The 11,538-nt window shown below is 57.0% G+C and carries 9 protein-coding genes; 1 reads left to right on the forward strand and 8 read right to left on the reverse strand.

The genetic code is table 11. The annotated features are described in order from the left end of the window. Positions 1-155: 155 nt before the first annotated feature. Genes mukB through cmoM form a run of 4 tightly spaced genes read right to left on the reverse strand, consistent with a single transcriptional unit; the run spans position 156 to position 7,394 of the window. Positions 156-4,604, reverse strand: a complete 4,449-nt coding sequence (gene mukB, locus O1722_RS15110) for a chromosome partition protein MukB (RefSeq protein WP_033487280.1) — start codon at positions 4,602-4,604, stop codon at positions 156-158. Next, entirely contained in the window at positions 4,604-5,308 is a 705-nt protein-coding gene (gene mukE / locus O1722_RS15115; RefSeq protein WP_033487281.1) for a chromosome partition protein MukE, read from the reverse strand. The genes mukB and mukE overlap by 1 nt, the downstream gene beginning before the upstream one ends. Next, positions 5,289-6,611 carry a chromosome partition protein MukF gene (mukF, locus tag O1722_RS15120; RefSeq protein WP_015570962.1) on the reverse strand — a complete coding sequence of 441 codons (1,323 nt, stop codon included), beginning with the start codon at positions 6,609-6,611 and terminating at the stop codon, positions 5,289-5,291. Before mukF ends, mukE begins: the two co-directional genes overlap by 20 nt. 3 nt (positions 6,612-6,614) lie before the next feature. Beyond that, entirely contained in the window at positions 6,615-7,394 is a 780-nt protein-coding gene (gene cmoM / locus O1722_RS15125; RefSeq protein WP_003858212.1) for a tRNA uridine 5-oxyacetic acid(34) methyltransferase CmoM, read from the reverse strand. 120 nt (positions 7,395-7,514) lie between these two features. Between cmoM and elyC the strand changes: the two genes are divergently transcribed. Continuing rightward, positions 7,515-8,294 carry an envelope biogenesis factor ElyC gene (elyC, locus tag O1722_RS15130; protein WP_015570963.1) on the forward strand — a complete coding sequence of 260 codons (780 nt, stop codon included), beginning with the start codon at positions 7,515-7,517 and terminating at the stop codon, positions 8,292-8,294. Here the strand turns inward: elyC and O1722_RS15135 are convergent. The 4 genes from O1722_RS15135 to O1722_RS15150 form a co-directional block, all read right to left on the reverse strand. Next, the gene (locus O1722_RS15135; protein ID WP_032670205.1) at positions 8,271-9,164 is read right to left on the reverse strand and encodes a YcbJ family phosphotransferase; all 894 of its coding nucleotides are present in this window, start codon (positions 9,162-9,164) and stop codon (positions 8,271-8,273) included. The genes elyC and O1722_RS15135 overlap by 24 nt on opposite strands. 142 nt (positions 9,165-9,306) lie before the next feature. Next, a complete protein-coding gene (kdsB, locus tag O1722_RS15140; RefSeq protein ID WP_015570964.1) occupies positions 9,307-10,053 on the reverse strand; it encodes a 3-deoxy-manno-octulosonate cytidylyltransferase in 747 nt (248 codons plus the stop codon). Continuing rightward, on the reverse strand, positions 10,050-10,232 hold the full coding sequence (ycaR, locus tag O1722_RS15145; protein ID WP_003858220.1) for a protein YcaR: 183 nt from the start codon (positions 10,230-10,232) through the stop codon (positions 10,050-10,052). The genes kdsB and ycaR overlap by 4 nt, the downstream gene beginning before the upstream one ends. 45 nt (positions 10,233-10,277) lie before the next feature. Continuing rightward, entirely contained in the window at positions 10,278-11,507 is a 1,230-nt protein-coding gene (locus tag O1722_RS15150) for a winged helix-turn-helix domain-containing protein (protein WP_033487282.1), read from the reverse strand. Between the last annotated feature and the right edge of the window lie 31 nt (positions 11,508-11,538).

Consider the following 11,538-nt stretch of genomic DNA (forward strand, 5'->3'; position numbering starts at 1 on the left):
ATGCCCATTATTCTGGAGATTTCCTTCAGTATAGAAAGGCATACTCGCTGCTGCCTTACCTTATGTAAAGAAGTTTAAAGATAACGCAGCCCTGAACACAAGTTAAGTGAATAAAAAAAGCGGCGCATGAGCGCCGCTATTTGTCGCACCCCGGGTTAAGAGGCGTCAGCCGTGCCCGGTAATGACTCCGGTGGCTGCGGGGCGAAACCACGCAGGCCCACGACGTGTACGTGTTCACTGTTCTGAAACACCTTACGCACCAGCTTATAGGTTGTCCCTTTTTCCGGACTGATGTTTTCCGGCGCCGCGATGATGAGCTGCATATCGAGTCGCTCGCAAAGCTCAAACAGCGTGGCGATGGAGCGGGCGTCGAGACGCGCGGCTTCATCGAGGAACAGCAGACGGCATGGCGAGATGTCTTTGCCGCGCAGACGACGCGCTTCATCTTCCCAGCTCTGCACCACCATCACCAGAATCGACATACCGGTACCGATAGCTTCACCGGTAGAGAGCGCACCGGATTCCGCGCGCAGCCAGCCGTCTGAGCCACGGTTAACCTCAACTTCCATTTCCAGATAGTTGCGGTAGTCCAGCAGCTCCTCGCCGATGGTTTGCGGCGTACGCTGGCCCATGTCAATCTGCGGATTCAGACGCTGATATAGCTTCGCCAGCGCTTCGGAGAAGGTCAGGCGGTTACTGTTGAACAGATCCTGATGCTGTTCGTGCTGTTCAGACAACACGTCCAGCAGCGTGGAGTGCGCCTCACGCACGTTCACGTTCAGCCGCACGCTGTTGACCTGGCCAAACGACACGCTTTGCAGGCCCTGGTTCAGCTGACGGATACGGTTCTGCTCGCGCTGAATGGTTTTACGAATAATATTCGCCACGCTGCGGGAGCTGATTGCCAGCTTCTGCTCGCGGGAGGTCAGCTCCTCCGTCAGTCGGCCCAGCTCGATCTCCATCTGTTCGATCGCTTCCACCGGATCGTCGGTACGGATGATGTCCTGACGAATACGCTCGCGTAAGTGCTGATAAACCGCCACGAAGAACTGAATTTTGCGCTCAGGACGCTTCGGATCTTCGGACATACGCAGCACGTCGCGCAGATGTTCGTTATCCGCCACCGCCAGACGCAGCGCGCCCAGCGCCTTATCCGACATAGAGCGCAGTTCATCGGCTGACAGGTACGCCAGCTCGCGACGATGCAGACGACGCTCCACGTTGTTATCTTTCACCATGCGCATCACCGCGCACCACCCCGCCTTCGCGGTCACAACCTGTTCACGCATCTCGTGATAGTCACGCTCCAGCTTGCGCAGGCGTCGCGTCAGGTTGTCCATCTCTGCTTCACAGAAGGTCAGCGCTTTTTCCAGCTGATTACGACGCGCGCGGTTGTTACTGAGCTGAGCATGCAGCTCATCGCGGCGAATACGCGCCCGCTCTTCTGCACCGCTGTCGGCGCGCACGCCGATGTCCTGCAACTCTTTATGCAGATCGTTTAACAGCTCTTTCTTGGTGTCGAAGGAGCTTTTCAGCGAGGCCATGACCTGGCTGTACTGGCTCAGCTGTGCGGCGTGAGTACGCATCGCTTCACGGGCGCGCGTACGCTCTGCTTCGGCCTGCTCAAGACGCTGGCGCAGCTTTTCATTAAGATCGCTGTTCCCGCTCAGCATTTCTGCTGAATCGGAGTAGCCGAAGTGTGCGCGACGTTGCACCACTTCCGTCAGGGCAAACGCCTGCTGACGCGCTTCGCGCTGCACCTGCTGTGACCAGGCATAATCCTCTTTTAACTGCTCAAACTGTTCCGGGTCGCTCTGGAGAACGGAAACCATCGGCTCCAGTTTTGCCAGCTGATTGCCGTGCTGCTGCACAAAGCGCGCCGCTTCCTGCGCTTCGTCCAGACGTTCCTGAATTTCGTCCACGCGGTCGGCGAGCGTATCGTCCGCCAGCAGGTTCAGGCGCGGCAGGATGCGGTTAAGGGCCGCAACGCCCTCTTTCGCCTGCTCGAACTGCACGCGGCTTTGCTGGTTGTCATTTTCATGGCTGGCAAGCGCACGCTCCAGCTCTCCACGACGGGTGTTGAGCTTGCGAATTTCAGCTTCCGGATCGGGCTCAAAGGCAACGCCCAGGTGGCTGCCGATAAAGCGGCTGAACGCCTGATGCAGACGCTGCGTTTTTTGAACATCAAACGACAGGGTTGCAAAACGTTCAGAAAGCGTTTCGCGCTCAGCGTGCAGGCTTTCAATACGGTTTTCACGCGCGGCGCGGCCAAACAGCGGCAGTTCCGGGAAGCGCGAATAGCGCCACTGGCGATCGGCGATTTTCACCACCACCGCTTTTTCCAGCTCGTCGACGCTGAATACGCTGTCATCAAACGACTGCGGATCCCCTTCGATGAGGTAGAGATCTTCCGGGCAGTCTTCCAGCCCTGCAAGCTGGTCCGAAATCAGCGACAGATCCGGCACCACAATCGCGTTACGGGATGGACCGTACAGCGCGGAGAAGTACGGCGCATCGTCCAGGCCGACATCGTCGTAAATTTCAGACAGCAGCACGCCGCCGAAACGCTCGGCTAAGGCATTCAGGCGCGGATCTTCTGAGCCGCCAGGCTGGCTTAAACGCTCAATCTCTTCATCGACGTCACGCTTGCGCGCACCCACTTCGTCACGCTCAACAATCGCTTCACGCTCGCGCTCCAGCAGCTGTTGCATGTATTCGGTGACGTCCTGGCTGGAGGAAAACTCCTGGCCACACTGTTCGCTGAGCTGGTTCAGGCTGCTTTGTGCAGCCAGCCAGATCGGCGCACGCTGTAAGAGCGTCTTCGAACGCGACTGAAGCTGTTCCAGCTCCTGACGCAGCGTCATGCGCTGTTCGCTGGCGTTCGATACGGTATCCGACAGGGCCGCAATACGCGCTTCCAGCTCCTGGTGCAGGGCCTCAAGCTCGTCGAAATCGTAATTTTTACCCTGACGCTTGCAGAATTCCGCCAGCAGACGCTCGGCTTCCTGCTGTTCACGCAGACGCTGTTCCAGCTCGTTCAGGCGCATGCGCAGCGGCTGCACCTGTTCGGCCAGATGGCGTTGATTGACGCCGTCGCGCAGCAGCTCACGGGCAACGTCCCACGCTTCGTTACGCGCCAGCGGACCGTTGATCGCCACCACCAGCTGGTACGCCTGCTCAAACTGGCTGTGCGCCGTTTGCGCCACGCTCATTTTCTGATCGAGAGAAAGCAGTTTCTCAGTGGCTTCCTGCTCTTTGGCCTGGAAGGTATCCAGCCATTCGTCAGCGCTTTCCGGGGTCAGGTCCGGCAGATGGCACAGCTCTTTGGCACGCTGCAACGCCTGCAACGCCTGGTTGTACTGAATCGCACGCGTCTGCTGCACATCCAGCGCCTGCTGGTAATCAGCAAGCTGGCTTTTCAGCTCATCCACTTCCAGCTCGGCGGCTTCCGCGCGGGCTTCGTTCTCTTCCTGCAATTCGGCAGCTTCGGCCACCACTTCATTTTGCTCTTCAAGACGAATTTGCAGCTCATCCAGATCGGCTTCATAGCGCTCGATTTTTTCCTGCTGACGCAGCGCGGTCTGCACCAGGTTCAGGTGATCGCTGGCCGCCTGGTAATCGGCTTCCAGATCGCCCTCTGCCCCGTTGTGTTCGCCCAGTTCACGGGCCATTTCAACGTGCTTATACTGCTCGGCCACCAGCTGTTTACGCGAGGTGAACAGCTCGCGGCGGTACTCTAATGCCTGATCGAGATGCACGCGACGCTCGTTGGCGTGACGCATATAATCCGCCGCCACATAGTTGGTGGCTTCACTGATCAGGTGTTTAAACAGATCGCGGTCAGACTGGGTAACGCGAATCGCTTCCAGCGTCATGCGGTTTTCACGCAGCGCGGCTTCCATGTCCTGGAAGGCCTTACGCACGCCGCTGTTTTCCGGCAACAGGTAGTCGCGCAGGGAGCGGGTAATGGCGCTGGAGATCCCGCCGTACAGGGAGGCTTCAATCAGACGGTAATATTTGCTGCGGTCGGATGCGGTACGCAGACGACGCGCCACCACGCCCAGATCGAACATCAGGGAGTGGTAGTCGGTAATTGAGTTGAACTGCTTGAACTGCACGCCTTCGATAGCTTCGAGCTTGTCTTTCAGCTCCTGCAGCGTCAGTACGCGCGCCTGACGCTCATTGAGCGTTTCCGTCAGCAGCGCCGTTGGCTGCATTGAGGTTGGCAGCCCCTGAATCGCGAACGGTTTGATATCCACTTTTCGATCGCGACCGGCGACCTGCTGCAGACGCACGCCCACCACCACACGCTGGTGACGGGAGTTGATCACATCCAGCACCGAATAACAGACGCCAGCTTTGAGCTTACCGTGCAGGCCTTTATCACGAGAGCCGCTTGTCGCCCCCGCTTCGGTGGTGTTACGGAAGTGCAGCAGCGTCAAATCAGGGATCAGCGCCGTCACAAAGGCCGCCATGGTGGTGGATTTACCCGCACCGTTACCGCCGGAGAGCGTTGTCACCAGCTCATCGAGATCAAAGGTTCGGGCAAAGAAACCGTTCCAGTTAATCAGCGTTAGTGAGCGAAATTTACCGCGTTCAATCATTACTCTTCCTCCCCGCTATCCGGCTGATTGTCTTCAGGCTCGTCATTGAGCTGCAAATGGTTTTCCACCGGCATCGCCTCACCGTCACGGATCATGCGCAGCTGCGCTTCACGCGCATCGTCACCCGCACGCACGTCGGCGCCAAAACGGAAGACCGATTCGGTAATACGGAACTTGCTGCTGTCGTGACCCATGAACCAGACCATTCCCAGACGGCGCAGACGGTTCAGGGAAGAGCGAACTTTTTCCTGTAATTTCTGACGGTCCAGATCGGACCCCGTTGAGCGGTTATTGACCAGCTTGAGCAGCTTGCTTTCATCCGCCAGCGACAGCAGCTCATCGTAAAGCTCCTGCTGGGTGAAGATCCCTTCATTCGCCAGACGTTCCGGGCTGAGATAGAGGTAGCAGAGAATTTTGCCGACCATCATATCCAGTTCGGAAAGCACCGAGCGCGGAATAAGCGTGGTAGAGCGCGGACGCAGGTAGAAAAAACCTTCCGGCGCGCGGATCAGCTCAACGTTATAGCGAGCGTAAAACTCTTCCAGGTACTCCTGAAAGTCCATCAAAAAGGCGTGATTATCCAGCTCGTCAAGGCCAATGTGACGACCGGCACGCAGCTGGCTATCCAGCGCCGGAAACAACGGATTCGCCAGCGCCTGTGCCAGCTTAACTGGCATCACGTGTTCAATATTTGTCAATGACATGCGCCTGTACCTTGGCTCCGTAATCGTTAATCGGCTGCCACTTCGGCGGCAGTCCGGTGAAATCGGCTTGTGCGATGCCCAGGCGCACCGCCTGGTCTACAACAATGCGGGCAACATCGAAGTGGCGCGCGCGCGGATACTGCGCCAGATAGTCGCGTACCACGAGGCCAAGATCCAGCGGTGCTTGTCTGGTTTTGTAGACAGCGAGCTGTTCTTCGATCATCGCCGCAAGCTGCTCGCGAATTTCGTTAAATTCTTCGTATTCCAGATCCGGCGGCAGTTCACCGGTGACCTCTTCATCACGCAGCGCCATCTCTTCGTCGCGCATATCCAGCAGACGATCGGCGTTGGCGTAGGTCAGCGCCCACGGCGCATCGAAGTAGGTCTGTACCGACTGGCGCAGACGTTGAGCAAAGACGCGATTCTTATCCATATCGATGGCGGTACGGATAAATTTATGCACGTGGCGGTCGTAACCGATCCACAGGTCGATCGACTGCTGGCCCCAGCTGATAATGCGGTCAAGCTTGCTCTGCAAATCAAACACCAGACGGTCGATAAAATGCAGATCGTCGTGCGCCATCGTCGCGTCCTGGATGCGTAGCAGATTGGCCTGTAGCTTATCTCCCGCCGCCTCCAGCGTATCCTGCAACTCACGCAGCGTACCCGACGTTTCTGACAGCAAGAGTTCACAGCTGGAGATGGCCGCACGCCAGTCTTTATTAAGCAGTTGAGCGATATCGTCTTTCACCTGCTGCTGCTGTTCGTCCATCAGACGTTGAGTCAGATCGATACTGTCGAAAATCTCGGCAACCGAATATTTCAGCGGCGCGTAAACGTTGCGATGCCAGTGGAATTCATCACCGTTTTCATCAGCCGCGTCGGCGGCACGCTTCAGCTCACCTGCAACAATAGAGAGCTGCATGGAGAGACGCAGCGTGGAAAATTCGCGCTGGCGGATGTAATAGTCGGTAATGCCAATGCCCAGTGGCGTAAGACGATAGATGGCGTTTCCTTCCGCCTGCTCGCTGGTAAAGCGGTTCAGCAGACGTTGACGCACCATATCATTGATTGCGTTGTTGGCACGCACGCTAATGGTTTCGCTGGTTTGCTCAAACGCATCACTGACGTGGCGGAACGCATCCACCAGTTCGCCTTCACTCATTTCGCCATCCAGGCGTTCGCCGTTTAGCGTCGCAACCGCCAGCAGGAATGAGAGTCTGTCTACCGGCAGCGAGATGGAGAAATCGTTTTTCCTGGCCCAGGCAACCAGTTCGGGGACTGTCTGGGAAAATTCACTCATAGATTATCCTTGCATCTGCGGCTTGCGCGCGGTGACGTGTATATAGCGGCCAAGGCTCAGATAAGGCTCCTGGCGGCAGTACCGCGTCTCTATTTCTGTTAAGGCGTCTAAACAGTCATCCTGTTTTTGTTTATCACGCAGATAATCATGAAACACCCTCACGCCGGTTTTGCCGGTAATTTCCCAACCGATCTCCTCCAGCCAGCCATAGACCTGCTGCGGTTCACGAGGGAAATCCGGTGAAAGCGTGCGTCGTTTCTTTTTATACATGCCCTGCTGTACATAGCCAAAATTGCCGACCAGCACGTTTCGCATTAGCAGGCCGTTGGCATTGTAAAACATCAGCGATAACGCACCGCCCGGGCGCAACATCGACCACAGCGTTTTTAACATCGCTTGTGGTTCAGCGATCCATTCGAGCACAGCATGAAACAATATCAGATCAACCTGCGTTTCCAAATGCTGCGGAATGTCTTGAGCGGCGCAATGTATAAAATGCATGTTGTCGCTCACACCTTTCTCTTCTGCCGCTCGCCCTGCACGCGCAACCATCTCGGCAGAAAGATCGCAAAGCGTGACGTGATGTCCCCGCTGCGCCATCAGAATTGCAGTCTGACCTTCCCCACCGCCGGCATCCAGCACGCGCAACGGTCGGTCACCGAATTCAGCCAGCAGCTTGTCCAGATCCTGCCAGAGGATCGTCTGACGAAGCTGACCTTTGGTGGTGCCATAAATGTTGCGCGAAAACTTTTCCGCGATGTCATCAAAATTGCGATCCCGCATTGGGAGGGTTCCACTCACTGCAAAACCGCTATTTTGTCACACCCGCGCGGAGAATGAACCACTCTGGTGTAATATCACCGACAATCGCCTGCTGTATGGTTAAAAAAGGAACCAAAAAGGATGCTTTTTACCCTAAAAAAATATATCGGAGGCATGATGCTTCCCCTTCCCCTGCTGTTACTTCTCATCGCGCTGGGGCTGGCATTGATATGGTTTAGCCGCTTTCAGAAAAGCGGTAAATCCCTCGTTACCGTGGGCTGGCTGGCGCTGCTGTTACTCAGCCTGCAACCGGTCGCTGACGGTTTATTACGTCCGATTGAAAACACCTACCCGACATGGCAGGGAAATCAGAAGGTGGGCTATATCGTCGTGCTGGGCGGCGGGTATACCTGGGATCCGAACTGGGCGCCCAGCTCGAACCTGATCAACAACAGCCTGCCGCGCCTGAACGAGGGGATCCGCCTGTGGCTGGCCAATCCTGGATCGAAGATGATCTTCACGGGCGCTGCGGCAAAAACCAACCCGGTCAGTACCGCTGAAGCAGGAGCAAGAGTGGCTGAATCGCTTGGCGTACCACGGTCCGCCATCATCACGCTGGATAGCCCAAAAGATACCGAAGAAGAGGCGGCGGCGGTGAAACAGGCCATCGGTGATGTACCGTTCCTGCTGGTGACCTCTGCTTCACACCTGCCGCGCGCAATGATTTTCTTTGAGAAGCAGGGCCTGCATCCGCTTCCTGCTCCGGCAAACCAGATGGCTATTGACGCCCCGCTCAATCCGTGGGAACGGATAATCCCGTCCCCGGTATGGCTGATGCACAGCGATCGTGTCGGCTACGAGACGCTTGGCCGCCTCTGGCAGTGGCTCAAAGGTTCGTCAGGCAAGCCAGGGCAGGAGTGATTTTGCGGCCAGATCGAAACTGGCGCGATTAAAGCGCCCGGTGTTGACCAGCTGCGCCACCTCATCCCAGAGAAGATAGAGCCAGCGTCGCCAGAGAAAGGCCTCCGCAACGGGGGCGCGCTGAAGATAGTGCCAGAGCAAATCTTCCGCCGCCCCGCCCTCGCTCAGCCTGAACAGTTCGTACTCGCGCGGCGCCCAGAGCATGATCCCCGGCCCGACCATCGCCAGCAGCTGGTCGCTGCGCGAGTCTTTAAGCATACTGCGCAGCGTGAAATTGCCGTGAACCAGCACGCAGTTGTCGTTAAAACCCTCAAACAGCGTCGGCAGACACTCCCGGGTGCGGAATAAAATACGTTTGTCGTGCATCGTTAAACCGGTGTTGTTGAACTGGTTCAGCGTGCCCCACAGCACTTCAACACGCTGGCGATACCACAGCGGCCACAGGTTTTCCTGCGTGCTGTCCACCGCGCCAACAAGACCCCGGCTGTCCTGCCGATGCCAGGCAAGCAGAGCCTCGACAATCTGATCTTTCAGCTGTTCCCAGCGCTCCGGTGTACGCGTCGGGGCTTCAACAGAAACCCCGCGTAAACGTTCGATAAGCAGAACATCCGGGCCGGGATGCTCCTCATGGGTCATCACGCCGTAGACCGTCGGCATGCGGACAGTCCCTTCCCGCGCCAGCATCGACATTTTCCAGGCCAGCTGTCTGGCGACGCCCGGCGAGGTAAAACTTCTGGCCATCAGCGGCATGGGGTTTCCCTGGCTGTCGTACAACGACCAGAGTGCGGTATCGGCCTTTTCATTCACGCATTCCACCCGGCTTAGCTTTTCGCCAAGGAGATGGCTGAGTTCAGCACGCAGCTGTTCCATATGAGATTACCCCCATTAAGACTACTGCTTTTATAATGAGCGCGCGAAACCCGGATGTCACCCGGTAGAGATCAATAATGAAAAAGAAAAGGAAAATAGCCAGGCGGGAGAACATCCCCCCAGACGAGGGGATGCCAGCGAATTAACGCATTTCGACGCGTACGCGCTCGAGATCTTCAGGGGTATCCACGCCGGTGCCTGGGATTTCCTGGGCAACCGCAACGTGAATTTTCTCGCCGTACCACAGCACGCGAAGCTGTTCGAGCATTTCAATATGCTCCAGCGGGCTTGGTGCCCAGGCGACGTAGCGACGAATAAAGCCAGCGCGGTAGCCGTAAATACCGATGTGGCGCAGGAAGGTTTCGCCGATTGTCTCTTTCGATTGCGCGAAACGATCGCGATCCCACGGAATGGTGGCGCGGGAGAAATAGAGCGCGTAGCCCTCTGCGTCCATGACCACTTTCACCGCATTCGGATTGAACGCCTCTTCAGCGTGGTGAATCGGCACCGCGAGGGTCGCCATCCCGACCTGACGCTGTGCCAGGTTGTCGGCCACCTGACGGATAATCGCCGCCGGGATCATCGGCTCATCGCCCTGCACGTTCACAATCACCGTCTCGTCGCTGAAACCGCATTTTTCGACGACTTCCGCCAGGCGCTCGGTGCCTGACTGATGATCGGCACGGGTCATGCACACTTCCCCACCCGCGGCCTCAACCGCGCGCGCAACATCTGGGTGATCGGTGGCGACGATGACGCGTCCGGCGCCCGATTCGCGTGCCCGTTCAAGGACATGCACAATCATCGGTTTGCCATTGATATCCACCAGCGGTTTACCTGGCAGGCGCGTTGAAGCATAACGCGCAGGGATAATGACAACAAAACTCATGGTTTGATCTCTTCTGCCACCAGGGAACGGGCTTCATTTTCCAGCAGTACCGGAATACCGTCACGCAGCGGGAACGCCAGGCTGTCCAGTTTGCAAATCAGCTCTTGTTTATCCTGGCTGTAATACAGTTTGCCGTTGCACACCGGGCAGGCAATAATTTCAAGTAAACGGTGATCCATAGTTCCTCCGTATGGGTAATCGCTAAAGCTTATCACATTCCCTTTTCAGGGAGTGCCTGTTTCCCAGCCACCTCGACAGGTCGTAAACAGCCCCGCAGGCACGCGACCGAGTACAATTTCATGCGCCCCCTGCCAGCGGGCAAATTCACTGAGCGCAGTCGTTAACCCTTTTTCCAGGCCAGCCGTCACCTTTATGCCCTCTTCAAGCCAGAGCGCGATAATTTCAAGCATGCCGGTTTTACGGTGCATTTTAGCGTCCATGCGCCCGACTAGCTGGCCTTTGTGCAGCAGCGGCAAAACAAAATAACCATACTGCCGCCTGGGCGCCGGAGTGTAGCATTCCAGACGGTAGCTGAAATTAAACAACTGCCCGGCCCGCTTTCTGTCCCAGACCACGGGGTCGAACGGCGACAGCACGGCACTGTGGGTCGCCTGGAGTTTGCCCTCCTGCGCCTGCGCCAGCAGAGGGAACAAATCCGCATGCAACCACATTTCACCTAACGACTCTACCGAGACCGGCATGACGCGCTGTTCGCGCTGCCACAATTCCAGCAGTGGTTTTAGCTGCGGCTGACGCAGACGATAATAATCCGCCAGCCACTGTGGGCGGAAAATGCCAAGGCTGCGGGCGCTGTTCCCGAGCATGATGGCTTCGGCTGCGTCCTGAGACAGCAGGTCACGCGTATCGTCCCAGTGAGGCATAACACGGTGCGTGAGGTCATAGACGCGCTGAAAGTTGCGGCGCTCGACCACCATCACTTTGCCCGACGTAAACAGCCCTTCAAGATGGCGTTTGTGCGGTTTCCACTCCCACCATCCGCTTGCGCCTTTTCGCGGGTGTTCAAAATCCGCGGAGCGTACCGGCCCGTTTTCCTGAATATGGGCAATCAGTTGCTCTATTTCATCCGCGTGTTCCACCATCCACTCCTGACGGTATTTCCAGCCCATTTTGTCCGGGGCGAGCATGCGGTGACGCACCAGTGCAAAATCGCTTCGCGGGAGAAAACAGGCTTCATGCGCCCAGTATTCCATCAGTTCGCCCTGACTTAGCGCATTATCCAGCCACTGCGGAGGATAGTTTCCCAGGCGGCTAAACAGGACCAGATACGGGCTACGCGCCACGATGTTAATGGTGTCGATTTGCAGCAACGACATGCGTTGCACGGTAGAGAGGATATCAGCTGGCTGCGCGCGGCGGCGGGGCTTTTTCAGAAGCCCCTGGGCGGCAAGATGCAGGTTTCGTGCGGCTGCAAGTGAGAATTGCGGTAGAGACATGCGTTTTCCTGTCAGTCAAAGCGCCACCGGA

The sequence above is a fragment of the Enterobacter cloacae complex sp. HYC003_NIDB genome (genome assembly GCF_056673375.1).